Genomic DNA, 24697 nt, shown 5'->3' with positions numbered 1-24697 from the left:
GTAACCCTCAAAAAGCCGTGAGGCGATTGCCGCTATAATTCGACATCCCGATTGTTCCCGTCAGCCTCCCGGAGGAGGTGTCCCATGCTTTACCCAAAAGAATTCGATGTCATCGTCGTCGGTGGTGGTCACGCCGGCACGGAAGCTGCCCTGGCCGCTGCCCGGATGGGCTGCCAGACACTCCTGCTGACCCATAACATCGAAACGCTGGGGCAGATGAGCTGCAATCCGTCGATCGGCGGCATTGGCAAAGGTCATCTGGTCAAGGAAGTGGACGCGATGGGTGGCGCCATGGCCGCTGCAACGGACGAGTCGGGGATCCAGTTCCGCATTCTCAATTCCAGCAAGGGCCCGGCTGTACGGGCGACGCGTGCCCAGGCAGACCGCGTGCTGTACCGCAAGGCCATCCGCACCCGGCTGGAAAACCAGCCGAACCTGATGCTGTTCCAGCAGGCCGTGGACGACCTGCTGGTGGAAGGGGATCGGGTTGTCGGTGCGGTGACGCAAGTTGGCATCGCTTTCCGCGCCCGCGCGGTAGTGCTGACGGCCGGCACCTTCCTGGACGGCAAGATCCACGTGGGGCTGGATAACTATACGGGTGGTCGTGCAGGCGATCCCGCATCGGTATCGTTGTCGGCCCGGCTCAAGGAGCTGAAGCTGCCGCAGGGCCGCCTGAAGACCGGCACGCCGCCGCGTATCGACGGCCGCACTATCGATTTTTCGGTGATGGAAGAACAGCCGGGCGACCTCGACCCGGTGCCGGTGTTCTCGTTCCTGGGCCGCCCGGAGCACCATCCGCCGCAGCTTCCGTGCTGGATCAGCCACACTAATAGCCGTACCCACGACATCATCCGTGGTGGGCTCGACCGTTCGCCGATGTACACCGGCGTGATCGAAGGGGTAGGGCCGCGTTACTGCCCGAGCATCGAGGACAAGATCCATCGGTTTGCCAGCAAGGACAGCCACCAGATCTTCCTGGAACCGGAAGGCCTGACCACCAACGAGTTCTACCCGAACGGCATCTCCACAAGCCTGCCTTTCGACGTGCAGCTTGAGTTGGTGCATTCGATCCGTGGCCTGGAAAACGCGCACATCATGCGCCCCGGCTACGCCATCGAATACGACTACTTCGATCCGCGTGCGCTCAAGGCTTCGCTGGAAAGCAAGGCGATCGGGGGGCTGTTTTTTGCCGGACAGATCAATGGGACGACCGGCTATGAAGAGGCCGCCGCGCAGGGCCTGCTCGCGGGCATCAACGCTGGCTGCTATGTGCGCGAGCGCGATGCCTGGACGCCGCGCCGCGACCAGGCCTACCTGGGCGTGCTGGTCGATGACCTGATCACGCGCGGCGTGACCGAGCCGTACCGCATGTTCACCAGCCGTGCCGAATTCCGCCTGAGCTTGCGCGAAGACAACGCCGATATGCGCCTGACCGAGATCGGCCGCGAAATCGGCGTGGTCGATGACGCCCGCTGGGACGCGTTCAACCGCAAGCGCGATGCTGTTTCACGTGAAACAGAGCGACTAAAGAGCACGTGGGTCAATCCCACCATCCTCCCGGCGGAAGATGCCGTGCCACTGCTGGGCAAGCCCATCGAGCGCGAGTACAGCCTCGCCGATCTGCTGCGCCGCCCGGAAGTCCGCTACGACAGCCTGATGGCGTTGCAGGGTGGTCGCCACGCACCCGAGGCGCCGCTTGATGCAGACCCGCTGCTGGTGGACCAGATCCGCGAACAGATCGAGATCGGCATCAAGTACCACGGCTATATCACCCGCCAGGCGGCGGAAGTGGACAAGCTCGAAGCCAACGAGTCGACACGTTTGCCCGAAGGGCTGGACTACACCGAAGTGCGCGGACTGGGCTTCGAGGTCAGCCAGAAGCTGAACCAGCACCGGCCCGAAACGCTGGGACAGGCCTCGCGTATTTCGGGTGTGACCCCGGCGGCGATCTCGCTGCTGTTGGTACACCTGAAAAAGAAGGGGCTGGGGCGCACCCGTTCCAGCAACTCGCAAGAGGCTGCCTGAGTGGCGGGCCAACGACATACCGTGATCGACGACGCGGCCCAGCGTCGTCGCCTGGAGGCCGGCCTGAATGAGATCGGCCTGGACTTGCCGCCGGAGCGCATCGAGACGCTGTTCGCCTACCTCGCCCTGCTGCGCAAGTGGAACGGCGTCTACAACCTCACCGCGATCCGCCATCCCGATGAAATGCTGACGCATCATCTTCTGGATTCGCTCGCGGCTATCCCGGCGCTCGCGCATGCCGCACGCGCGCCGGCGGTAGCAGGGGCGGCGCGGGGCAGGGTGCTCGACGTGGGCTCGGGCGGCGGCATGCCTGGCCTGCCGCTGGCAATTTCCTGCCCGGATGTCTCCGTGCTGATGGTCGACATCGTGCAGAAGAAAACCGCCTTCCTGACACAATGCCGTGCCCAGCTGAGCCTGCCGAATGCGGCGGCACACTGGGGCCCGGTCGAGAAGCTGGAAGATGCGGATAAATTTGCGGTAATTACATCACGTGCATTCGCCGAGCTGACGGACTTTGTCACCCTGTCCGGCCATCTGCTGGCGCCGGAAGGCCGGATGATCGCGATGAAGGGCGTGTATCCACAGGCCGAACTGGACCGCATGGAAGCGGCTGGCCTGATGGCGACGTGGCAGTTGGAGGACGTGCGAAGACTGACAGTGCCCGGGCTGGATGCCGAGCGCCACCTGGTGCTGTTGTCGCGCAAATGATATTGACGGCGTTCGCGCCGCGAACCGGACGAGGCCAGCGGGCCGCGGCCGGATGAAGAATTCAATCGGGAACCTCAGAAGCATATGGCCAAGGTATTCGTGATCGCGAACCAGAAGGGCGGGGTGGGCAAGACCACCACGACGGTGAACCTTGCCGCGGGACTGGCTGCGCAGGGCCAGCGCGTGCTGCTGGTCGACCTGGATCCGCAGGGCAATGCCTCGATGGGCTCGGGCATCGACAAGCAGTCGCTGGAACACAGCGTGTACCAGGTGCTGGTCGGACTGGCTTCCGTAGCGCAGGCGCGCCAGCGTTCGGAAACCGGCAAGTACGACGTGCTGCCGGCCAATCGCGAGCTGGCCGGCGCGGAAGTCGAACTTGTGGAGCTGGACCAGCGCGAGCGCCGGCTCAAGCAGGCCATTGCCGAGGTCGACGATGAATATGACTTCGTGCTGATCGACTGCCCGCCGTCGTTGTCGCTGCTGACGCTGAACGGCCTGTGCGCGGCGCATGGGGTCATCGTGCCGATGCAGTGCGAGTACTTCGCGCTCGAAGGCTTGTCCGACCTGGTCAACACCATCAAGCAGGTGCATGCGAACCTGAACCGGGAGCTGAAGGTGATCGGCCTGCTGCGCGTCATGTTCGATCCGCGCGTGACGCTGCAGCAGCAGGTGTCGGCACAGCTCGAATCGCATTTTGGCGACAAGGTCTTCAAGACCCTGATCCCGCGCAATGTACGCCTGGCCGAAGCGCCGTCTTATGGCATGCCGGGTGTTGCCTTCGATCCGTCGTCGAAGGGTGCCAAGGCTTATCTCGACTTCGGCGCCGAGATGATCGCCCGTGTCAGGCAGCTGTCGGCGCCGGAAGCTGCCACCGCCATGCAAGGACAGTGACCATGAGCACCGTGAAGAAGAAGGGACTGGGCCGCGGCCTCGAAGCGCTGCTGGGAGGTCCGGCCGAGATCGTCGAGGCGGCGAAGCAGGAGGGTGCGCCCTCCGTGCTGCGACTGGACCAGCTTCAACCGGGCAAGTACCAGCCGCGTACGCGCATGGACGAGGGCGCATTGCAGGAGTTGGCCGCCAGCATCCGCGCGCAAGGCCTGATGCAGCCGATCCTGGTGCGGCGCGTGGCCGAGCCGGATCGCTACGAGATCATTGCGGGCGAGCGCCGCTTCCGGGCATCGCGCATCGCGGGACTCGACAAGGTGCCGGTGCTGGTGAAGGACGTCGCCGACGAAGCCGCCGCGGCGATGGCGCTGATCGAGAACATCCAGCGCGAAGATTTGAATCCGCTGGAAGAAGCGCAAGGCATCATGCGCCTGATCCGCGAATTCCGCTTTACGCATGAACAGGCAGCGGAGTCGGTAGGGCGCTCGCGCAGCGCGGTATCCAACCTGCTGCGCCTGCTGAACCTGGCCGCACCGGTACAGACCATGCTGATGGCGGGCGATCTTGACATGGGACACGCACGCGCGCTGCTGGCCGTCGATGGGGCCAACCAGATCACGCTGGCCAACCAGGTCATCAACAAGCGGCTGTCGGTGCGTGAGACCGAGAAGCTGGTCGCGTCCACGCTCAAGCCGTTCGAACTGAAGTCGCTCAAGCACAAGACCGGCAACGGCACGCGCGATGTGGCGCGGCTTGAAGAAGAATTGTCCGATGCGCTGGGACTGGCAGTGCAGATCAAGCTCGGCGTGCGGGGCAAGGGCCAGCTCACCATTCACTTCACCAACAACGAAGCGCTGGATGGCGTGCTCGCGCGCCTGCGTGATGAAGACGAAAGCAAACGCGTAGCCTGAAAAGCTGCGCGATAAACGGCCACTCAAAGACTCACTGTTGCATTCACGCAGCAGTTAACTATCCGATGTTCGGTTAATGCGCCGGACAGTCGTGAATCCTCCATCATGCGTCACGCCAGTTGCGCAATCCAATTACGTCAAGCGTCGTTGCTGCGCAATTTCAACGAAGCCATCATGCAATCGTGATAGCAACCGTTGTGCAGTTTGCCACTGCAAGCGAACTGTAAGCACATTGACGCGACTCAGTATTTCCCCTTAAAATTGCGCGGTTTGAATTCTGGTCGGGCCGAAAAGTTCCGGCCCGGATGAGGCAGGCAGGTAGTGGTAAGAGACCGACAGCAGCAAAACGATTCGCGTCAGGTAAACCCCCGCAGTGATGATTGGGATTTTGACGCAGAACGGGAAGAAGAAGCTGTCGATCCGCTGTCACACGACGACGCGGTAACGCTGTTCGGCGAACGCGCGTTGCGCCCCTCGCGCATGACACCCGGCAAGATCGTGCTGGCGCAGGTGATTGTGACCCTGCTGTCGGCATTGTGCTGGGCGCTGTTCGGCAAGCAGGCAGGGCCGTATGGCTGGTCTGCGTTGTTCGGTGGCGCCGTGTGTTTCATCCCGAGCGGGTTCTTTGCGTTGCGGCTGTGGATGTCGCGCGAGCGGGCCTCGGTCGGCGGGCTGGTGATGGGCGAGGCGATCAAGGTGTTCGCCACCGTCGCGCTGTTCGTGCTGGTGGTGGTGCTGTACCGCGATCTGCGCTGGGTGCCGATGCTTGTCACGTTCCTGCTTGCGCTCAAGACGTATTGGGTGGTGGCCATGGCGCTTCGGTAATACTGCCGGCCAGCCGCACGAAGTGTGTGCTTCACGCAGAGTTGGGGCACCAAAACGGAATATCAAGATGTCCGGTGCAGGGTTTCACAGCGGTGAAACCGTGGGCCAAGAAAGTATGACCCGCTTGCATGGCGGTGACCGGCCACGATGGCCGAAGGCAATGCAAGACGCGTACCGGCTGCCCGCCAATGCGAGGGTGCCGGCTCAACGATTTCGCAATATACCGTTCGTTTCGACATGTCAGAAGCTATCCAAGGCGCCGAACACGCGCTGACACCCTCCGGCTATATCGCCGAACACTTGCAGAACTTGAATTCGGTCGGCGGCAAGCAGGCGTCGGTGGTCGATTTCTCCGTGCTCAACTATGACACGGTGTTCTGGTCCGTGCTGTGCGGCGCCATCGCCGTGATCTTCCTGCTGATCGCCGCGCGTCGCGTTCACGCTGGCGTGCCGGGCCGCTTCCAGGCCTTCGTCGAGATGATCGTCGAGATGGTCGATGACCAGGCCAAGGGCATCATTCACGGCGATCGTTCGTGGATTGCTCCGCTGGCGCTGATGGTGTTCTGCTGGATCACCATGATGAACGCGATCGACCTGATTCCGGTCGACTGGGTCACCGGCCTGAACAACTTCCTGGGCATTTTCCACATCCACCTTCCGCACCACCGCGCAGTGGCCACGGCTGACCTGAACGGTACGCTGGGCATGTCGTGCTCGGTGCTGGTGCTGATGATCTATTACAGCTTCAAGATCAAGGGCACGGGCGGCTTCATGCACGAACTGTTCTCGGCCCCGTTCGGCGCCAAGTGGTACCTGGCTCCGTTCAACCTGATCCTGAACATCATCGAATTCCTGGCCAAGGCCGTGTCGCTGGGCATGCGGTTGTTCGGCAACATGTACGCCGGCGAACTGGTGTTCCTGCTGATCGCGCTGCTGGGTTCCATCTGGACGTTCGGTGCCGACCTGTCGGCGCTGGGCTTCGTCGGCCACGTCGTTGCCGGCACGGTCTGGGCGATCTTCCACATCCTGATCGTCCTGCTCCAGGCATTCATTTTCATGATGCTGACGCTGGTGTACATCGGCCAGGCTCACGATCATCACTGATCGGCAAAGATTTTAGGTTTTTGGTTTTTTGGTTTTTTGGTTCTAAGTCTCTCTAAATTAAAGGAGTCATCATGCAAGCATTTCTCGCCAACATCCAGGGTCTGACCGCCATCGGTATCGGCATCATCATCGGTCTGGGCGCTATCGGCGCCTGCCTGGGTATCGCCCTGATGGGTGGCAAGTACATCGAAGCGTGCGCACGTCAGCCTGAACTGATGAACCCGCTGCAAACCAAGATGTTCCTGCTGGCTGGCCTGATCGACGCGGCATTCCTGATCGGCGTGGGTGTTGCAATGCTGTTCGCCTTCGCCAACCCGCTGCTGGCTGTCATTCAGTAATTTCTTTTCGGTCTGCATGATGCTGACGGGCGGCGCAGGCCATCAGCCTCGCCGCCTTTTGTGCATTTATCTGTAGTTTGATTACCGAAAGGAACACACCATGAATCTGAACGCAACGTTTTTTGCGCAGATGGTCGTGTTCTTCATCCTGTGGTGGGTTGTTGCCAAATTTATTTGGCCGCCGCTGGTGAAGGCGCTCGACGAACGCGCAAAGAAGATCGCCGATGGCCTCGCCGCTGCCGAGAAGGGCAAGGCCGAGCTTGAACTCGCCAACAAGCGTGTGGACCAGGCTATGGCCGAAGCCCGCACCGAGGGTGCTCAACGCGTCGCTGACGCCGAGAAGCGCGCCCAGCTGACGGCGGACGAGATCAAGCAAAACGCCCAGGCGGAAGCCGCACGCATCATCGCCCAGGCCAAGGCCGAGGCAGAGCAGCAAGTGACCCGCGCACGTGAAGACCTGCGCGACCAGGTCGCCGTGCTGGCAGTCAAGGGTGCCGAGCAGATCCTCAAGCGCGAAGTGAACGCGCAGGTCCACACCGACCTGCTCAATCAACTCAAAGCTGAGCTCTAATCATGGCCGAAACCGCAACCATTGCCCGTCCCTACGCTGAGGCGCTGTTCCGCGTCGCCAGCGAAGCCGGCAATCTGGGTGCATGGTCCGAGCTGGTGTCGGAGATGGGGCATATCGCCGCCAACCCCGACATGAAGGCGCTCGCCGACGATCCGAACGTTCCCGGCAACAAGCTGGCCGAACTGTTCCTGTCGGTGGTGAAGTCCCCGGTGAATGACGAGGCACGACGCTTCGTCACGCTGCTGGTGGACAACAACCGCCTGACGGTGATGCCGGAAATCGCCGAGCAGTTCCATGCGCTCAAGAACGCCCGCGAAGGCTCGTCGGACGTCGAGATCACCAGTGCATTCCCGCTGGATGGTCAACCACTGAACGACCTGATCGCTGCGCTCGAACGCAAGTTCGGCCGCAAGCTGCACGCAAAGGTGGCGGTAGACCCGTCCCTGATCGGCGGCGTGAGCGTCAAGGTCGGCGACGAAGTGCTCGACACCTCCGTGCGTGCGCGCCTGGCTGCCATGCAAACCGCGCTGACCGCCGTCTGATCGGCCGTCCGTCGGATTGAAGAATTAGGAGCATTGTGATGCAACTGAACCCCTCAGAAATCAGCGAGCTGATCAAGTCCCGCATCTCGGGTCTTGGCGCTGACGCTGAAGTGCGCAACACCGGCACGGTAATTTCCGTGACCGATGGTATCTGCCGCGTGCACGGCCTGTCTGGCGTGATGCAGGGCGAGATGCTGGAATTCCCGGGCAACACCTTCGGCCTCGCGCTGAACCTCGAGCGCGACTCGGTCGGCGCCGTGGTGCTGGGTGACTACGAACACATTTCGGAAGGCGATACGGTCAAGTGCACCGGCCGCATTCTGGAAGTGCCCGTTGGCAAGGAACTGCTGGGCCGCGTGGTCAACACGCTGGGTCAGCCGATCGACGGCAAGGGCCCGATCAACGCGAAGGAAACCGACGTGATCGAAAAGGTCGCGCCGGGCGTGATCGCGCGTCAGTCGGTGAGCCAGCCGGTGCAGACCGGCCTGAAGTCGATCGACGCGATGGTGCCGATCGGCCGTGGCCAGCGCGAGCTGATCATTGGCGACCGCCAGACCGGCAAGACCGCCGTGGCTGTCGACGCCATCATCAACCAGAAGGGCAAGGGCGTCTTCTGCGTGTACGTGGCAATCGGCCAGAAGGCTTCGACGATCGCCAACGTGGTGCGCAAGCTGGAAGAGCACGGCGCGATGGAATACACCGTCGTCGTGGCCGCCGCCGCCTCGGATTCGGCCGCCATGCAGTACCTGGCCGCCTACGCCGGCTGCACGATGGGCGAGTACTTCCGCGATCGCGGCGAAGACGCGCTGATCGTCTATGACGACCTGACCAAGCAAGCCTGGGCCTACCGCCAGGTGTCGCTGCTGCTGCGCCGCCCGCCGGGCCGCGAAGCCTACCCGGGCGACGTGTTCTACCTGCACTCGCGCCTGCTGGAGCGTGCCGCACGCGTGAACGAGGTCTACGTCGAGAAGTTCACCAACGGCGCCGTGAAGGGCAAGACCGGTTCGCTGACCGCACTGCCGATCATCGAAACGCAGGCCGGCGACGTGTCCGCGTTCGTGCCGACCAACGTGATCTCGATTACCGACGGCCAGATCTTCCTGGAAACCGACCTGTTCAATGCCGGTGTCCGTCCCGCCATCAACGCCGGTATCTCGGTGTCGCGCGTGGGTGGTGCTGCACAGACCAAGGTGGTGAAGAACCTGTCCGGCGGTATCCGTACCGACCTGGCCCAGTACCGTGAACTGGCTGCGTTCGCGCAGTTCGCTTCGGACCTGGACGACGCCACCCGCAAGCAGCTGGAGCGCGGCCGCCGCGTGACCGAACTGCTCAAGCAGGCGCAATACCAGCCGCAGCAAGTGTGGCAGCTGGCCGCGTCGCTGTTCGCAGCCAACAACGGCTTCCTCGACAACGTGGAAGTGAAGGACATTCTGCCGTTCGAGAAGGGCCTGCACGACCATCTGAAGACCAAGTACGCCGACCTCATCAACCGTATCGAAGAGACCAAGGTCCTCTCGAAGGAAGATGAGCCCGCCCTGCGTGCCGCGATCGAGGATTTCAAGAAGTCCGCCGCGTTCTAACCGCGCAATTCCCCGATGCCGCCGCCGCGCCTGGCTAACGCCGGCGCGGCGGTGGTTCGGACGGAGAGGAAGATATGGCCGGAACGAAAGAAATTCGAACCAAGATCAAGAGCGTGCAAAACACGCGCAAGATCACCAAGGCGATGGAGATGGTCGCCGCATCCAAGATGCGCAAGGCGCAGGAACGGATGCGCAATGCCCGTCCCTATGCCGAGAAAGTGCGTAACATCGCGGCGCACCTGGCTTCGGCCAACCCCGAGTTCAAGCATCCGTTCATGCAGGAGCGCGAAGTCAAGCGCGTCGGCATGATCGTGGTCACGACCGACAAGGGGCTGTGCGGCGGTCTGAACACGAACGTGCTGCGTGCGGTGACCAACGAGCTGAAGAGCCTGCAAGGCCGCGGCGTGGATGTGCAAGCCACTGCCATCGGCAGCAAGGGCATGCAGTTCCTGAGCCGCATCGGCGCCAAGGTGGCCTCGAATGTGGTGCAGCTCGGCGACACCCCGCACCTGGAAAAGCTGATCGGCGCGGTCAAGGTCCAGCTCGACGCATTCACCAATGGTGAAGTCGACGCGGTGTACCTGGCGTACACCAAGTTCGTCAACACGATGAAGCAGGAACCGATGGTTGAGCAGTTGCTGCCGCTCGCCGCCGACAAGCTGTCGCAGACCGAAGAAGAGAAGCGCGCCTACTCGTGGGACTACATCTACGAACCTGACGCGCAGACCGTGGTGGAAGAGCTGTTGGTCCGCTACGTCGAGGCGCTGGTGTACCAGGCCGTGGCCGAGAACATGGCGTCCGAGCAATCGGCGCGCATGGTGGCCATGAAGGCGGCATCCGACAATGCCAAGAACGTGATCGGCGAACTGCAGCTGGACTACAACAAGACCCGGCAAGCAGCGATCACCAAGGAATTGTCAGAGATCGTCAGCGGTGCAGCAGCGGTCTGAGGCGTCAAGAATTCAAGCTATCGGAGATACGAAATGAGTATCGGAAATATTGTGCAGTGCATTGGCGCCGTGGTGGACATCGAGTTCCCGCGCGACGCAATGCCGAAGGTGTACGACGCGCTGGTGCTGGAAGACAGCGGCGAAACGTCGTTCGCCGAGAAGGGCCTGACGTTCGAAGTCCAGCAGCAGTTGGGTGACGGCGTGGTGCGTACCATTGCTCTCGGTTCGTCGGACGGCCTGCGCCGCGGCATGCCGGTGAAGAACACCGGCGCGCCGATCTCGGTGCCGGTGGGTCAGGGCACCCTGGGCCGCATCATGGACGTGCTGGGTCGCCCCATCGACGAAGCAGGCCCGATCGCTTCGGACGAGCGCCGCGCCATTCACCAGAAGGCACCGAAGTTCGACGAACTGTCGCCTTCGACCGACCTGCTGGAAACCGGCATCAAGGTGATCGACCTGATCTGCCCGTTCGCAAAGGGCGGCAAGGTTGGCCTGTTCGGTGGTGCTGGCGTGGGCAAGACCGTCAACATGATGGAGCTCATCAACAACATCGCCAAGCAGCACAGCGGTCTGTCGGTGTTTGCCGGCGTGGGCGAGCGTACCCGTGAAGGGAACGACTTCTACCACGAAATGAGCGACTCGAACGTGCTCGACAAGGTCGCCATGGTGTTCGGCCAGATGAACGAGCCGCCGGGCAACCGTCTGCGCGTGGCACTTTCCGGCCTGACCATGGCCGAGAAGTTCCGTGACGAAGGCCGTGACATCCTGTTCTTCGTCGACAACATCTACCGCTACACGCTGGCCGGTACCGAAGTGTCGGCACTGCTGGGCCGTATGCCTTCCGCCGTGGGCTACCAGCCGACGCTGGCTGAAGAAATGGGCAAGCTGCAGGAGCGGATCACGTCGACCAAGACCGGCTCGATCACGTCGATTCAGGCCGTGTACGTCCCTGCGGATGACTTGACCGACCCGTCGCCGGCTACCACCTTCCTGCACCTGGACTCGACCCTGGTGCTGTCGCGTGACATCGCCGCGCTCGGTATCTACCCCGCAGTGGACCCGCTGGACTCGACCTCGCGCCAGATGGACCCGCAAGTGGTTGGGCAGGAGCACTACAACGTCGCGCGTGCCGTGCAGCAGACGCTGCAGCGCTACAAGGAACTGCGCGACATCATCGCGATTCTGGGCATGGACGAACTGTCGCCGGAAGACAAGATGGCCGTGAACCGCGCACGTAAAATCCAGCGTTTCCTGTCGCAGCCGTTCCACGTGGCCGAAGTGTTCACGGGTTCGCCGGGCAAGTACGTGCCGCTGAAGGAAACCATCCGTGGTTTCAAGATGCTGGTGGATGGCGAGTGCGATCACCTGCCCGAGCAGGCGTTCTACATGGTCGGCTCGATCGACGAAGCCTTCGAGAAGGCCAAGAAGCTCCAGTAAGCCTCGCTTTGACGCTCCCGCGCTCCGGTGCGGGAGTGACGGCATGCTGCCTCGCGCGGCCTGCCGTCAGAAGTGAAGCGAACGGACAAAGGAATTCATATGGCAACCATTCTTGTAGACGTCGTCAGCGCGGAAGCGTCGATCTTCTCCGGCCAGGCGAAGTTCGTGGCGCTGCCGGGCGAGTCGGGTGAGCTGGGCATTCTGCCGGGCCACACGCCGCTGATTACGCGCATCCAGCCGGGCGCCGTGCGCATCGAGAAGGAAGACGGCAGCGAAGAGTTCGTGTTCGTGGCCGGCGGCATTCTCGAAGTGCAGCCGAAGCATGTCACCGTGCTGGCCGATACCGCCATCCGCGGTACCGACCTGGACGAAGCCAAGGCGCAGGAAGCCAAGCGTGCCGCCGAAGAGCTGATGCAGAACCAGAGCAGCGATCTGGACATTGCACGCGCTCAGAGCGAACTCGCCATGGCCGCAGCGCAGCTGGCTGCCATCGCCCGTCTGCGTCGTAAGAAGTAAGCAACAAGCAGTACCTGGCGCACTGTTGTTTTTTCGGTGCGACAGCCAAAAAAAGGCAGCCACGCGGCTGCCTTTTTTATGGGCTGGAGATATGCTTGATCCGTTCTGGACAAAAAAAAGCGCGCGGGCCGGGGAGGCTCCGCGCGGACGGGAAAATCCCTTCGAGGGGTCAATTCGAAGGAACGGGTTCTGTCCAGAACTACCAAGCTAAGGCGCAGCGAATCACGTTCGCAAAATCGGCCAACAAGGCCACGCGCCATCGGGTCTTCCTGGTATCCGAGCCAGCAGGCATCGCCTGCTGGCTCGGAAAATCGGGGATCACTGCCAAAGGCTTTCTTCAGCGTCCCATGTTCTGACTTCTCGATTCTTGGCGGGACGCCACCAAACGTCGGTGTGTCAATGCATTGTGGGGGAAAGTCCCTGCAATGGCAGTAACAAAATGTATCCTTTTGCAAGAAGTTGAAAGCCTGGGCGGCATAAATGACGCGCAATGGACACATTGACAAGCTTTTGCCTCACTTTTTCGTGAGCCAAGTGCCTGTCTGTATTCTTATTGCTCCGGTCTCCATGTGCGATAGCGAACCAAACGACGTCTCCGGCGTCCCCTGTCGTTCGCGGTTACGATTGCTCTTGTTTTGAGCCCGGTGTTCGCCGCGGCAATACCACGGAGCCCATGATGTCACGTATGCAGGACGCGATTCGGAAGATGCTTGGCATGAAAACCGTTGCCATTGTCGGCTTGTCTGACCGTGCCGACCGCCCGAGCCATGAAGTCGCCGAGTTCCTGCAGCAGCATGGTTTCCGCATCGTCCCGGTGAACCCGCGCCACGCGGGCGAGCGCATTCTGGGCGAGCCTTGCCACGCGTCGCTAGAGGCCGCCGCTGCCGCGATCCATGCGCATGGCGGCCGCATCGAGTGGGTCGATGTTTTCCGCCGAGCCGAGGATACTCCGCCGGTAATCGCTGAAGCCGTTGCCATGGGTGCGAGCGGAGTCTGGCTGCAGCTCGGCATCGTCAACGATGACGCCATTGCCAAAGCCCACGCCGCGGGGCTGCTTGCCGTGCAGGACTGCTGCAGCAAGATAGAACTGACGCGCCAGCTCGAACTATCCTGAGCGGCGCACTTTTGCCCGAACCCTTTCCGTTTCGCCGATGGCCATCGATCCGCAACTCCTCGCCTATTACCGCCGCCAGACCGAACAGTACACGGGCCTGCCCGTACCCGTTGATGCGCCCGCGCGGCGCTTGCGCTTCGACGAAGTGGCGGCTTCGTCGATGGTGCCGGATCCCGACGGCGTCACCTCGACGGACCTCGAGCTGCCGTTGGACGGCCGCACACTCACGGCGTGCTTGTTCAGGCCGGCGGGCACCGGTGCCGCTCGGCTGATCGTCTATTTCCACGGCGGAGGCTGGGTGATCGGCTCACACCAGACGCACCGCACCATTGCCGCGATGCTTGCCGCCGATACTGGCTGTGCGGTCGCCAGCGTGGACTACCGGCTCGCGCCCGAGCACCCGTTCCCGGCACCATGCGATGACGCGGTGCAGGCGGTGCAGTGGTTTGCCGCACAACGGGCATCACTGGGCTTCGACACTGGCTTCCTGGCCGTCGCGGGAGACAGCGCGGGCGGGCATCTGGCGGCGCTCGCGGCGCAGCAGGTCAATGCCGAAGCCGGACGGCAGGTCGTGGCGGCGCAATTGCTGATCTACCCGGTCACCGCGCCCGTGCTCAGCACCGAAAGCTACCGCGCCTTTGCCAATGGCCCCGGCCTGACGCGCGACGAAATGGCCTGGTACTGGACTCAGTTCATCGGTGCCGGCGCGCTCGCGCAGGGCGCGCAGCATCCCGATCCGCGCATCCATCTGATGGCGCAGGCGCCGGCGGTCCAGCCGCCGGCCACGGCCCTCATCGTGGCGGCCAACGACGTGTTGCGCGATGGCGGCCTGGCTTATGCCGATTTCCTCGTCCGCCACGACGCCGCGGTGGTCACTATCGAAGCCAGCGGCATGACGCATGGTTTCGGGCGCCTGCAGTCTGAAGCGCCGCGTGCCCGCGAATGGATGCAGCGCGCCGCGCAAGCCTTTGCCAGCCTGTTCGACGAGGCATAGCGCCGCGGTGCTCCGGCACCGGTCGCAAAGTGCCGTTGCGCCGTGGCCATCCCTTAGAATGGCGGTCTTACGAGGATGACCATGACCGCACTGCAGAACGACACTTTCCTGCGCGCATTGCGCCGGCAGCCGACTGAATACACGCCGCTGTGGCTGATGCGCCAGGCGGGCCGCTACCTGCCCGAGTACAACGCCACGCGGGCGCGGGCCGGCAGTTTCCTGGGGCTGGCCAAGAATCCCGCCTACGCCACCGAGGTGACGCTGCAGCCGCTGGACCGTTATCCGCTGGACGCTGCCATCCTATTCTCCGACATCCTCACCGTCCCCGATGCGATGGGCCTTGGCCTGTCGTTCGCCCAGGGCGAGGGCCCGCGCTTTGCCCGGCCGCTGCGCACGGAAGCCGATGTCCAGAAACTGGCGGTGCCCGATATGTCGTCGCTGCAGTACGTGTTCGACGCCGTGGCCGAAATTCGCCGCGCATTGGTCCAGGAGGGCCGCCAGCGCGTGCCGCTGATCGGTTTCTCGGGCAGCCCCTGGACGCTCGCCTGCTACATGGTCGAAGGCGGTGGCTCGGACGACTTCCGCACGGTCAAGGCCATGATGTACGGCCGCCCGGACCTGATGCACCGCATCCTGGAAATCAACGCCCAGGCGGTCAGCCAGTACCTGAACGCGCAGATCGAGGCCGGTGCCCAGGCCGTGATGATCTTCGACACCTGGGGCGGCGCACTGGCCGATGGCATGTACCAGGCGTTCTCGCTGGCCTATATGCGCAAGGTGCTGGCCGGCCTGAAGCGCGAGCATGACGGGCAGCAGATTCCGGCCATCGTGTTCACCAAGGGTGGTGGCTTGTGGCTGGAAAGCCTTGCCGAGACCGGCGCCGATGCCATCGGCCTGGACTGGACCGTCAACCTGGCCGACGCCCGTCGCCGCACCGGCGGCCGCGTGGCGCTGCAGGGCAACATCGATCCCACGGTGCTGTTCGCGCCGGAGGCCGCCATCCGCGAGCAGGTGCGTGGCGTGCTGGACAGTTACGCCGCCGCGGGCGGCAGCGATGGGCACGTATTCAACCTGGGCCACGGCATTTCGCAGTTCACGCCGCCGGAAAGCGTGACCGTGCTGGTCGATGAAGTGCATCGCTACAGCAAGCAGCTGCGCGCGGCGCGCGGCTGACCACCATTGCCCTACAGGTCGGCGCCTGGCCTGCCGGCCCTGCTTTCCTCGCGGTGCAGCGATTTCAGTGCGATGGATCGTCGGTGTCGCGAAAGGCGCGCCGCTGCTGCTGTCAAGTAAACAATTTCATCCAGATTCGCCAAAAAGATGCGACGGGTTGATTGTGGAGGCTTGACTTATGCACACCGATTGGTTTGCCGCAGTGCAAGAACGGGTTACTCCTTAACTCATCTGGGGGATGTTTGCAAGGTATTGATTTTTAAGGCATTGGAAGTTTTTCAACGCCGCTGCGCAGGCCAGTGATTCCCTTGTTTTTCGGGCTTTGGCGGCATCTTGGTGCGACTTTTCAACAAAGTTATCCACAGGGTCGGTGGAATTAGTGGAAAAGCAGTCATCTATCATCGACTTAGGGCCACATTTGAAGTTTTACTTTAAGTTGATGTTGCGCCGCACACAGCGCCCGGCTCCGCCAACTTTGCGTCGCATTCCGCACAGTATTTGTGCACGCGCCTTGCACCACAACCGCCTCCGATGATGCTGTCAGCCGACACCGAACCGCGCCAGGCCGGCATTGTCCGCGTCGCGCTCGATACGCCCGCGGACGACTGCTTCGACTATCTTGCCGGTCCCGACGTGTCGCCGGGTGACCTCGTCGTGGTGCCATTCGGGCGCCGCAACCTGGTGGGGGTGGCCGTGGCGCGCGCTGACGAATCCGCCGTACCGGCGGAGCGCCTCAAGCCGGTATCGGCGCGGCTGGATTGGTTGACGTCTCTGGCGGAGGAGTGGCGCGACCTGGCGGCATTCGCCGCGCGCTATTACCAGCGTTGTCTCGGTGAAGTGATGCTGCCGGCGCTACCGCCGTCGTTGCGCGAGCCCGAAGGTTGGCCGCGCCTTGCGCTGCGTGCCCGCACCGAGGCGTATCGCGCGGTGCCGGCGCACATTCCCATGATGCTGCAAGCCGTGCCCGTGCGCGCAAGATCGGTCCGCGCGCTTGCGCAGGCGCTTGCCGATCGCGGGGGCGGCCCGACGGCACAGGCGCCGATGAGCCTGTCCGAGGCCCGCGAGCTGTGCGCCGCGGCGCCGGCCAGGCTGGCGGAATGGGTCGCCGCAGGATGGGTCGAGGTCCTGACCGCCGAGCGCACCTTGCTGGCCACGGCGCCGTCTCAGGCGCCATCGGTGGCGCCGCCGCTGCACGAGGAGCAACTCGCGGCGGTCGAGGCCATAGGCGCGGCCACCTCGTTCACGCCGTTCCTGCTTCACGGTGTGACCGGCAGCGGCAAGACCGAGGTCTATCTGCACGCCATGGCGCAGGTGTTGGTACGCGATCCGCACGCGCAGGTGCTGATGCTGGTGCCGGAAATCAACCTGACGCCGCAGCTGCAGTCGCGCATCGCCGCCCGGTTCCCGCACCTGCCGCTGGCCGTGCTGCATAGCGGCCTGGCCGATCAGGAGCGCAGCCTTCAGTGGCTGGCAGCCCATCGTGGCGAGGCGCGCATCGTGCTCGGCACACGGATGGCGATCCTGGCGTCCATGCCGCACCTCGCGATGATTGTCGTGGACGAAGAACACGACACGTCCTACAAGCAGCAGGAGGGCCTGCGCTATTCCGCGCGCGACCTGGCGGTGTGGCGCGCCAAGCGGCTCGAGATTCCCGTGGTGCTCGGATCGGCCACGCCGTCGATGGAGACCTGGTGGCGCGCCGAGCAGGGTGCTTACCGCAAGCTGGTCCTGCGCGAACGCGCGCAGGCCGAGGCCGCGCTGCCCACCGTGCGGCTGGTCGACCTCAACCATGAACGGCAGCGCCAGCGCGCGCTGTTCGAGGGCCTGTCGGTGCCGCTGCTGGAAGCCATCGAGGCGCGCCTGGCGCGTGGCGAGCAGAGCCTGCTGTTCCTGAACCGCCGTGGCTATGCGCCGGTCCTGGCTTGCGACAGCTGCGGCTGGCTCTCCGGCTGTCCGCGCTGTTCGGCGTACCTGGTGCTGCACCGGCCCGAGCGGCGGCTGCGCTGCCACCACTGCGGCCTGGAAGCCCCGATCCCGCACCATTGCCCCGATTGCGGCAACATGGATATCGCTCCGCTAGGCCGGGGCACCCAGCGCATCGAGGAAGCGCTGGCAGCGCGTTTTCCCCAGGCGCGCATCGCCCGCATCGACGCCGACTCCACGCGTCGCAAGGGCAGCGCCCAGGCGATGTTCGATGACGTCCATGCCGGCGAGGTCGATATCCTGGTCGGCACCCAGATGGTGGCCAAGGGGCACGACTTCCAGCGCGTCACGCTGGTCGGCGTGGTCCATCCCGACGCCGCCATGTTCAGCCACGATTTCCGCGCCGCCGAGCATCTTTTTGCCTCGCTGATGCAGGTCGCCGGCCGGGCAGGGCGGGCCGGGCTGCCGGGCGAGGTCATCATCCAGACCCGCTATCCGGACGCAGCGGCATTGCAGGCCCTGCAGCGCCATGACTATGATGGATTCGCCGCCGGACAGTTGCGCGAGCGGCGCCAGGCCGGGTTGCCCCCGTTCTGCTACCAGGTGTTGCTGACCGCCGAGCATGGCGAGTTGGAGCGGGCCTTGCAATTCCTGCAGGCAGTCCGCCGCCTGGCTGAGGGCAATGCCCTGGCGCCAGAGGTGCAACTGCATGACCCGGTGCCGATGTCGATGGTCCGCATCGCCGGGCGGGAGCGGGCGCAGATGCTGGTAGAGGCCACCGCCCGACCCGTCCTGCAACGGTTTGTTAGCGAGTGGGTGCAGACTTTCTCCGAAGTGGGCCCGGAGGCGGCGCGCGGTGTGCGCTGGCAGTTGGAGATCGACCCGCTGAGGATCTGAAGGTTGTTGCGTGTGCCGTTGGTGCAACCGCCGCAAGCGGCTTTCGAGGTAGTGGTTGCACTAGGTTGCACCTTTGCGTTTTTCGGGAGTAAGATCGCGCCAGCCCAGAGGTTGCGCGGGTCGGGCCCCTATGCCGGCCAAGCGGGTCTTGGCGGCATCGGCCCCCGCAGCCTTGTGTCTTTCGGAGAACAGCTCGCATGGCCACCACCACCCTCGGCGTCAAGCTCGACGACGCCTCGCGCGACCGCCTCAAGCGTGTCGCCCAATCCATCGACCGCACCCCGCACTGGCTGATCAAGCAGGCAATCTTCACCTACCTGGAGCAGATCGAGCGCGGCCACTTCCCGCACGAGGCGACGGCCAGCGGTGCGACCGATGCCGACGGCACCGATGCGGGCGATCTGGGCCATGCCGATGGCGCGCCACAGCCTTTCCTGGAATTCGCCCAAAGCATCCAGCCTCAGTCCGTGCTGCGCGCAGCGATTACCTCGGCCTATCGCCGCCCGGAGACCGATTGCGTGCCGGTGCTGCTGGAGCAGGCCCGACTGCCGCAGCAGCAGGCCGAGTCCGCCATCAAGATGGCCAAGAAGCTGGCCACCAACCTGCGCGAGCAGAAGGTCGGCACCGGCCGCGAAGGCCTGGTGCAGGGCCTGATCCAGGAGTTCTCGCTGTCGTCGCAGGAAGGCGTGGCGCTGATGTGCCTGGCCGAAGCGCTGCTGCGCATCCCGGACAAGCCCACGCGCGACGCGCTGATCCGCGACAAGATCAGCGGCGCCAACTGGCAGTCGCACCTCGGCCAGAGCCCGTCGCTGTTCGTCAATGCCGCCACCTGGGGCCTGCTGCTGACCGGCAAGCTGGTGGCCACGCATACCGAGTCGGGCCTGAGCAAGGCGCTCACGCGCATCATCGGCAAGGGCGGCGAGCCGCTGATCCGCAAGGGCGTGGACATGGCCATGCGCCTGATGGGCGAGCAGTTCGTCACCGGCGAAACCATTTCCGAGGCGCTGGCCAACGCGCGCAAGTACGAGGCGCAGGGCTTCCGCTATTCCTACGACATGCTCGGCGAAGCCGCGATGACGGAGGAAGACGCCCAGCGCTACCTGGCGTCGTACGAGCAGGCCATCAACGCGATCGGCCAGGCCTCGCGGGGCCGTGGCATCTATGAAGGCCCGGGCATCTCGATCAAGCTGTCGGCGCTGCACCCGCGCTACAGCCGTGCCCAGCACGAGCGCGTTGTCACCGAACTGTACGAGCGCCTGAAGTCGCTGACCCTGCTGGCGCGCCAGTACGACATTGGCATCAATATCGACGCCGAAGAGGCTGACCGGCTCGAAATCTCGCTCGACCTGCTAGAACGCCTGTGCTTCGAGCCCGAGCTGGCCGGCTGGAACGGCATCGGCTTCGTGGTGCAGGGCTACCAGAAGCGCTGCCCGTTCGTGATCGACTTCCTGATCGACCTGGCCCGCCGCAGCCGCCACCGCCTGATGATCCGCCTGGTCAAGGGCGCCTACTGGGACAGCGAGATCAAGCGCGCCCAGGTCGAAGGCCTGGAGGGCTATCCGGTCTACACGCGCAAGGTCTACACCGACGTGTCCTACGTGGCCTGCGCGCGCAAGCTGCTGTCGGTGCCGGACGCGATTTATCCACAGTTCGCCACGCACAACGCGCACACGCTGTCGGCCATCTACCAGATCGCTGGCCACAGCTACTATCCGGGCCAGTACGAGTTCCAGTGCCTGCACGGCATGGGCGAGCCGCTGTACGACCAGGTCGTCGGCCCGATCGCCGACGGCAAGTTCAACCGACCGTGCCGCATCTACGCGCCGGTCGGCACGCATGAAACGCTGCTGGCCTACCTGGTGCGCCGCCTGCTCGAAAACGGCGCTAATACCTCGTTCGTCAACCGCATCGCCGACGACACCATTTCGCTCGATGAACTCGTGGCCGATCCGGTCGCCGTGGTCGAGACCATGCATCGCGACGAGGGCACGCTGGGCCTGCCGCATCCGAAGATCCCGTCGCCGCGCGGCCTCTATGGCAAGTCGCGCCCGAATTCGGCCGGTATCGACCTGGCCAATGAACATCGCCTCGCGTCGCTGTCGTCGGCGCTGCTGGCTGGCACCAGCGACCGCGTGGTGGCCGAGCCGATGCTGGGCGCCGACGTAGCGCGTCCGGCCGATGCCGTCTCCGCGCCGGTGCTGAACCCGGCAGACCACCGCGACGTGGTGGGCCATGTGGCCGAAGCCAGCCAGGCCGAGGTCGACGCCGCGCTGCAGGCTGCCGCCAATACCGCGCCGATCTGGCAGTCCACGCCGCCAGACGTGCGTGCCGCCGCGCTGGACCGCGCCGCCGACCTGATGGAAGCGCAGATGCAGCAGCTGATGGGCATCATCATGCGCGAGGCCGGCAAGACCTTCTCCAACGCGATTGCCGAAGTGCGCGAGGCGGTCGACTTCCTGCGCTACTACGCCGCCGAAGTCCGCCGCAGCTTCGACAACGAGACGCACCGCCCGCTCGGCCCGGTGGTCTGCATCAGCCCGTGGAATTTCCCGCTGGCCATCTTCACCGGCCAGGTTGCCGCGGCGCTGGCCGCCGGCAATACCGTGCTGGCCAAGCCCGCCGAGCAGACCCCGCTGATCGCCGCCGCCGCCGTGCGCCTGCTGCGCGAGGCCGGCGTGCCGGCCGGCGCGGTGCAGCTGCTGCCCGGCCGCGGCGAGACAGTGGGTGCGGCGCTGGTGGGCGATGCCCGCGTCAAGGGCGTGATGTTCACGGGCTCGACCGAAGTGGCGCGCATCCTGCAGCGCAATGTCGCCGGCCGCTTGGATGCAGCCGGCCGACCGATTCCGCTGATTGCCGAAACCGGTGGCCAGAACGCGATGATCGTCGACTCCTCGGCACTGGCCGAACAGGTGGTGGGCGACGTGGTGAATTCCGCGTTCGACTCGGCCGGCCAGCGCTGCTCGGCGCTGCGCCTGCTGTGCCTGCAGGAGGACGTGGCCGACCGCGTGCTCGACATGCTCAAGGGCGCCATGAACGAGCTGACCATGGCCAACCCGGACCGGCTGTCGACCGACGTGGGCCCGGTTATCGATGACGAGGCGCGCGGCAATATCGTGCGCCACATCGACGCCATGCGCGCCAAGGGCCGCCGCGTGCACCAGGCCGACCCGAACGCCGCGCAGGGCGCGAGTTGCCGCCACGGCACCTTCGTGCCGCCGACGCTGATCGAACTCGACAGCGTGGATGAACTCAAGCGCGAAGTGTTCGGCCCCGTGCTGCACGTGGTGCGCTACCCGCGCGTTGCGCTCGACACCCTGATCGGCCAGATCAACGGCACCGGTTATGGCCTGACGATGGGCATCCACACTCGCATCGACGAAACCATTGCGCAGATCGTGCAGCACGCCGAGGTCGGCAACCTGTACGTGAACCGCAATATCGTCGGCGCGGTGGTGGGCGTGCAGCCGTTCGGTGGCGAGGCCCTGTCCGGCACCGGCCCGAAGGCTGGCGGCCCGCTGTACCTGCATCGCCTGCTGTCGGTCTGCCCGCAGGACGCGGTGGTACGCAGCGTGCGCCACGCGGAAGCCTCGGGCGCCACGCCGGCCACGCTGGACCGCCCGGTTGCAGCGCAGGCCCTGAAAGACTGGGCCAAGGCCGAGATGCCCGCGGTGGCTGCCGCGTGCGACCGCTTTGCCGAAGCTTCGGCTGCCGGCATGTCGGTGACGCTGCCCGGGCCGACCGGCGAGCGCAATACCTACTCGCTGCTGCCGCGCCACCACGTGCTGTGCCTGGCAGCGCAGGAATCGGACCTGGCGATGCAGCTGGCGGCCGTCCTGGCCGTCGGCAGCCAGGCCGTTATGGCGGAAAACCCTGTCGCGCGCGGGCTGTTTTCGCGCTTGCCTAAGGGCGTACAATCGCGCGTCCGCCTTGTGGCCGACTGGATGTCGCCCGACGTTGCGTTCGACGCGGTGATCCACCACGGCGATTCGGACCAGTTGCGTACCGTGTGCGAACAGGTCGCGGCGCGGCCGGGCGCGATCATCGGCGTGCAGGGCCTGGCGCAGGGTGAACCGAATATCGCGCTGGAGCGTTTGCTGATCGAGCGCTCGCTGTCGGTCAATACCGCGGCCGCCGGCGGCAATGCCAGCCTGATGACGATTGGCTGAACCGGCGCGGACAGAGTTTGACGTGCGTATGCGCGGCGGCGATCCTGCCGCCATACGCAGCCATAGGGGAGGGACGCCCAGCCGGCGTTCCCGAAGCGTAGAAAAAACGCAGCACACAGGCTGAACCAGCCACCAAGGAGAACTGATGACCTCGACATTCCACAAGACGGCCCTGACCGTTGCCCTGACCTTCGCCGGCCTGACCGGTGCCACGGCAGCTTTCGCGCAGGCGCAGGAAATCAAGCTGGGCTTCGCCGCGCCGATGACCGGCGGCCAGGCCCAGTACGGCAAGGACATGCAGAATGGCGTGGTCCTCGCCATCGAGGACATGAACGCCACCAAGCCGAAGATCGGCGGCAAGGACGTCAAGTTCGTGCTGGTGTCGGAAGACGACCAGGCCGACCCGAAGACCGGCTCCGTGGTGGCGCAAAAGCTGGTGGACAACGGCATCCAGGGCATGCTCGGCCACTTCAACTCGGGCACCAGCATCCCGGCGTCGATGGTCTACAACCGCGCCGGCATCCCGCAGATCGCCATGGCGACCGCGCCGGAATACACGCGCCAGGGCTTCAAGACCACCTTCCGCATGATGACTTCCGACACCCAGCAGGGTTCGGTGATCGGCGCCTTCGTGGTGAAGAAGCTGGGCGCGAAGAACATCGCCATCGTCGATGACCGCACCGCCTACGGCCAGGGCCTGGCCGACGAGTTCGAGAAGGCTGCCAAGGCAGCCGGCGGCAAGATCGTGCGCCGCGAGTTCACCAACGACAAGGCGGTGGACTTCAAGGCCGTGCTGACCAACATCAAGCGCAGCAACCCGGACGTGATCTTCTACGGCGGCGCCGAGACCCAGTCGGCCCCTATGGCCAAGCAGGTCAAGGAACTGGGCATGAAGGCCCCGCTGGTGTCGGGCGAAATGTCCAAGACCGACAACTTCCTGAAGCTGGCCGGCCCGGCTGCCGACGGCACCGTGGTGTCGCTGGCCGGCCTGCCGCTGGACCAGATGCCGGGCGGCGCCGCGTACGAGAAGAAGTACGAGAAGCGCTTCGGCAGCAAGGTGCAGACTTACTCGCCGTACGCCTATGACGGCGCCACCGCGATGATGACCGCCATGATCAAGGCCGGCTCGGCCGATCCGGCGCGTTACCTGCCGGTGCTGGCTGCCACCAATATGCAGGGCGTCACCACCAAGACGCTGGCGTACGACGCCCGCGGCGACCTGAAGGACGGCGGCATTACCGTCTACAAGGTGGTGGGAGGCAAGTGGACGGTGCTGGAGACGGTTGGCGGGAAGTAATCGGCCATGCCGTTTGCCTGACTGAAGAACGCCATCCGCTTCGGATGGCGTTTTTGTTTGCGGGCCGCGCAGTTCAGTTGCCACGTGTCCGGCGAGTATTTGCATGGGCCCGCTGCGCCAGAAGAGCCTGGATCCCCGACGCCACGCCACTGGCTTCGGCGTGGTTCGGATGGGCGAGCCGAAACTTTTCGAGTTTTGATCGGACATCATCGGCGAGCCCGCGTTCGGCCAGGATATCGAGGACGGCCTCCGACCTTGACGAGGTCACGACCGCAACCCGGCGTGGGGATCCGCGTCAGGCGCCATCGCAAGGTCTACCAGCAATCCGGGTACCGGTTTGCCGTCGAGCAAGCTTGTAATCATGCTGTGGGCCTCGGCCCAGATGTTGTAGTGCACCTGCGCCAGTACATCGAGACTGCCGAGGTTTTTGGAGAATTGCGGTGGCGCGGCTTCCAGGCGAGACATGCGCAGCTTTCATTGGCGTTCTCACAAGATTTGCGGTGCGTTGGAACGGGGCGAGACCGCAAACGAGCACTTCGACAATAGCCGCGGGAAAGGCCCCGGAGTGGCGGCGATATCCGCACGTCGTGGCAGGAAATTCCGCACGTGCGAGTGAAGATTCAGCGTGTGGACCCGTTAACGGAGTTCTGGCGCGCTGGCGAGCCGCGCAAGGAAGTGGGCGATGTGCGCTTCCTTGCCGGGTAGGAACCCCGTCATTGGCGCATAATCCCGCTTTCGCAT

20 protein-coding genes are annotated in these 24697 nt (G+C 64.3%); 19 read left to right on the top strand and 1 reads right to left on the bottom strand.

What is annotated here, in order from left to right; genetic code table 11:
* Nucleotides 1-84: 84 nt before the first annotated feature.
* From mnmG to AC3FKG_RS10660, 19 genes are all read left to right on the top strand, one after another.
* Nucleotides 85-2025, top strand: a complete 1941-nt coding sequence (mnmG, locus tag AC3FKG_RS10750) for a tRNA uridine-5-carboxymethylaminomethyl(34) synthesis enzyme MnmG (protein ID WP_488743039.1) — start codon at nt 85-87, stop codon at nt 2023-2025.
* A gap of 21 nt (nt 2026-2046) precedes the next feature.
* Nucleotides 2047-2733 carry a 16S rRNA (guanine(527)-N(7))-methyltransferase RsmG gene (rsmG, locus tag AC3FKG_RS10745; RefSeq protein ID WP_483709844.1) on the top strand — a complete coding sequence of 229 codons (687 nt, stop codon included), beginning with the start codon at nt 2047-2049 and terminating at the stop codon, nt 2731-2733.
* A gap of 84 nt (nt 2734-2817) precedes the next feature.
* Nucleotides 2818-3624 (top strand): ParA family protein, encoded by an 807-nt coding sequence (locus AC3FKG_RS10740; RefSeq protein WP_483709843.1) that lies wholly within the window; start codon nt 2818-2820, stop codon nt 3622-3624.
* Nucleotides 3625-3626: 2 nt separating this feature from the next.
* The gene (locus AC3FKG_RS10735; protein WP_488743038.1) at nt 3627-4529 is read left to right on the top strand and encodes a ParB/RepB/Spo0J family partition protein; all 903 of its coding nucleotides are present in this window, start codon (nt 3627-3629) and stop codon (nt 4527-4529) included.
* A gap of 321 nt (nt 4530-4850) precedes the next feature.
* The gene (locus tag AC3FKG_RS10730) at nt 4851-5354 is read left to right on the top strand and encodes an ATP synthase subunit I (RefSeq protein WP_483709839.1); all 504 of its coding nucleotides are present in this window, start codon (nt 4851-4853) and stop codon (nt 5352-5354) included.
* Nucleotides 5355-5591: 237 nt separating this feature from the next.
* On the top strand, nt 5592-6458 hold the full coding sequence (gene atpB, locus AC3FKG_RS10725) for a F0F1 ATP synthase subunit A (protein WP_483709838.1): 867 nt from the start codon (nt 5592-5594) through the stop codon (nt 6456-6458).
* 71 nt (nt 6459-6529) lie between these two features.
* Nucleotides 6530-6796: a F0F1 ATP synthase subunit C gene (atpE, locus tag AC3FKG_RS10720; protein WP_011299478.1), complete on the top strand. Its 267-nt coding sequence runs from the start codon at nt 6530-6532 to the stop codon at nt 6794-6796.
* Between the two features lie 100 nt (nt 6797-6896).
* The gene (locus AC3FKG_RS10715; protein WP_483709837.1) at nt 6897-7367 is read left to right on the top strand and encodes a F0F1 ATP synthase subunit B; all 471 of its coding nucleotides are present in this window, start codon (nt 6897-6899) and stop codon (nt 7365-7367) included.
* 2 nt (nt 7368-7369) lie between these two features.
* Nucleotides 7370-7909: a F0F1 ATP synthase subunit delta gene (locus AC3FKG_RS10710; protein WP_483730728.1), complete on the top strand. Its 540-nt coding sequence runs from the start codon at nt 7370-7372 to the stop codon at nt 7907-7909.
* Nucleotides 7910-7947: 38 nt separating this feature from the next.
* Nucleotides 7948-9489 carry a F0F1 ATP synthase subunit alpha gene (gene atpA, locus AC3FKG_RS10705; RefSeq protein WP_483709835.1) on the top strand — a complete coding sequence of 514 codons (1542 nt, stop codon included), beginning with the start codon at nt 7948-7950 and terminating at the stop codon, nt 9487-9489.
* A gap of 74 nt (nt 9490-9563) precedes the next feature.
* Nucleotides 9564-10439: a F0F1 ATP synthase subunit gamma gene (atpG, locus tag AC3FKG_RS10700; protein WP_483709834.1), complete on the top strand. Its 876-nt coding sequence runs from the start codon at nt 9564-9566 to the stop codon at nt 10437-10439.
* A gap of 33 nt (nt 10440-10472) precedes the next feature.
* Complete coding sequence (atpD, locus tag AC3FKG_RS10695; protein WP_483709832.1) at nt 10473-11876, top strand: F0F1 ATP synthase subunit beta; 1404 nt, start codon at nt 10473-10475, stop codon at nt 11874-11876.
* A gap of 99 nt (nt 11877-11975) precedes the next feature.
* The gene (locus AC3FKG_RS10690) at nt 11976-12392 is read left to right on the top strand and encodes a F0F1 ATP synthase subunit epsilon (RefSeq protein ID WP_483709831.1); all 417 of its coding nucleotides are present in this window, start codon (nt 11976-11978) and stop codon (nt 12390-12392) included.
* A gap of 673 nt (nt 12393-13065) precedes the next feature.
* Nucleotides 13066-13506, top strand: a complete 441-nt coding sequence (locus AC3FKG_RS10685; RefSeq protein ID WP_488743037.1) for a CoA-binding protein — start codon at nt 13066-13068, stop codon at nt 13504-13506.
* Nucleotides 13507-13543: 37 nt separating this feature from the next.
* Entirely contained in the window at nt 13544-14500 is a 957-nt protein-coding gene (locus AC3FKG_RS10680; RefSeq protein ID WP_483709829.1) for an alpha/beta hydrolase, read from the top strand.
* 75 nt (nt 14501-14575) lie between these two features.
* Nucleotides 14576-15673, top strand: a complete 1098-nt coding sequence (gene hemE, locus AC3FKG_RS10675; protein WP_488743036.1) for a uroporphyrinogen decarboxylase — start codon at nt 14576-14578, stop codon at nt 15671-15673.
* A gap of 531 nt (nt 15674-16204) precedes the next feature.
* Nucleotides 16205-18493, top strand: coding sequence for a primosomal protein N' (locus AC3FKG_RS10670; protein ID WP_488743035.1), 2289 nt, complete (start codon nt 16205-16207; stop codon nt 18491-18493).
* Between the two features lie 197 nt (nt 18494-18690).
* Nucleotides 18691-22659 carry a trifunctional transcriptional regulator/proline dehydrogenase/L-glutamate gamma-semialdehyde dehydrogenase gene (putA, locus tag AC3FKG_RS10665; protein ID WP_488743034.1) on the top strand — a complete coding sequence of 1323 codons (3969 nt, stop codon included), beginning with the start codon at nt 18691-18693 and terminating at the stop codon, nt 22657-22659.
* Between the two features lie 145 nt (nt 22660-22804).
* The gene (locus tag AC3FKG_RS10660) at nt 22805-23956 is read left to right on the top strand and encodes a branched-chain amino acid ABC transporter substrate-binding protein (RefSeq protein WP_488743033.1); all 1152 of its coding nucleotides are present in this window, start codon (nt 22805-22807) and stop codon (nt 23954-23956) included.
* Nucleotides 23957-24220: 264 nt separating this feature from the next.
* Here AC3FKG_RS10660 and AC3FKG_RS10655 read toward each other — a convergent pair whose 3' ends face one another.
* Nucleotides 24221-24421, bottom strand: a complete 201-nt coding sequence (locus AC3FKG_RS10655) for a hypothetical protein (RefSeq protein WP_488743032.1) — start codon at nt 24419-24421, stop codon at nt 24221-24223.
* Nucleotides 24422-24697: the final 276 nt, after the last annotated feature.

This window comes from Cupriavidus sp. 22TCCZM04-2, assembly GCF_057798895.1.
Note: the sequence above shows the minus strand (reverse complement) of the source record. Positions and strands in the feature narration are given on the sequence as shown.

What these genes read in the sequence shown, in the direction of transcription:
- mnmG (WP_488743039.1), top strand. Translation starts at nt 85, where the DNA reads ATGCTTTACCCAAAAGAATTCGATGTCATCGTCGTCGGTGGTGGTCAC.
- AC3FKG_RS10740 (WP_483709843.1), top strand. Translation starts at nt 2,818, where the DNA reads ATGGCCAAGGTATTCGTGATCGCGAACCAGAAGGGCGGGGTGGGCAAG.
- AC3FKG_RS10735 (WP_488743038.1), top strand. Translation starts at nt 3,627, where the DNA reads ATGAGCACCGTGAAGAAGAAGGGACTGGGCCGCGGCCTCGAAGCGCTG.
- atpB (WP_483709838.1), top strand. Translation starts at nt 5,592, where the DNA reads ATGTCAGAAGCTATCCAAGGCGCCGAACACGCGCTGACACCCTCCGGC.
- atpE (WP_011299478.1), top strand. Translation starts at nt 6,530, where the DNA reads ATGCAAGCATTTCTCGCCAACATCCAGGGTCTGACCGCCATCGGTATC.
- AC3FKG_RS10715 (WP_483709837.1), top strand. Translation starts at nt 6,897, where the DNA reads ATGAATCTGAACGCAACGTTTTTTGCGCAGATGGTCGTGTTCTTCATC.
- AC3FKG_RS10710 (WP_483730728.1), top strand. Translation starts at nt 7,370, where the DNA reads ATGGCCGAAACCGCAACCATTGCCCGTCCCTACGCTGAGGCGCTGTTC.
- atpA (WP_483709835.1), top strand. Translation starts at nt 7,948, where the DNA reads ATGCAACTGAACCCCTCAGAAATCAGCGAGCTGATCAAGTCCCGCATC.
- atpG (WP_483709834.1), top strand. Translation starts at nt 9,564, where the DNA reads ATGGCCGGAACGAAAGAAATTCGAACCAAGATCAAGAGCGTGCAAAAC.
- atpD (WP_483709832.1), top strand. Translation starts at nt 10,473, where the DNA reads ATGAGTATCGGAAATATTGTGCAGTGCATTGGCGCCGTGGTGGACATC.
- AC3FKG_RS10690 (WP_483709831.1), top strand. Translation starts at nt 11,976, where the DNA reads ATGGCAACCATTCTTGTAGACGTCGTCAGCGCGGAAGCGTCGATCTTC.
- AC3FKG_RS10685 (WP_488743037.1), top strand. Translation starts at nt 13,066, where the DNA reads ATGATGTCACGTATGCAGGACGCGATTCGGAAGATGCTTGGCATGAAA.
- AC3FKG_RS10680 (WP_483709829.1), top strand. Translation starts at nt 13,544, where the DNA reads ATGGCCATCGATCCGCAACTCCTCGCCTATTACCGCCGCCAGACCGAA.
- hemE (WP_488743036.1), top strand. Translation starts at nt 14,576, where the DNA reads ATGACCATGACCGCACTGCAGAACGACACTTTCCTGCGCGCATTGCGC.
- AC3FKG_RS10670 (WP_488743035.1), top strand. Translation starts at nt 16,205, where the DNA reads ATGATGCTGTCAGCCGACACCGAACCGCGCCAGGCCGGCATTGTCCGC.
- putA (WP_488743034.1), top strand. Translation starts at nt 18,691, where the DNA reads ATGGCCACCACCACCCTCGGCGTCAAGCTCGACGACGCCTCGCGCGAC.
- AC3FKG_RS10660 (WP_488743033.1), top strand. Translation starts at nt 22,805, where the DNA reads ATGACCTCGACATTCCACAAGACGGCCCTGACCGTTGCCCTGACCTTC.
- AC3FKG_RS10655 (WP_488743032.1), bottom strand. Translation starts at nt 24,421, where the DNA reads ATGTCTCGCCTGGAAGCCGCGCCACCGCAATTCTCCAAAAACCTCGGC.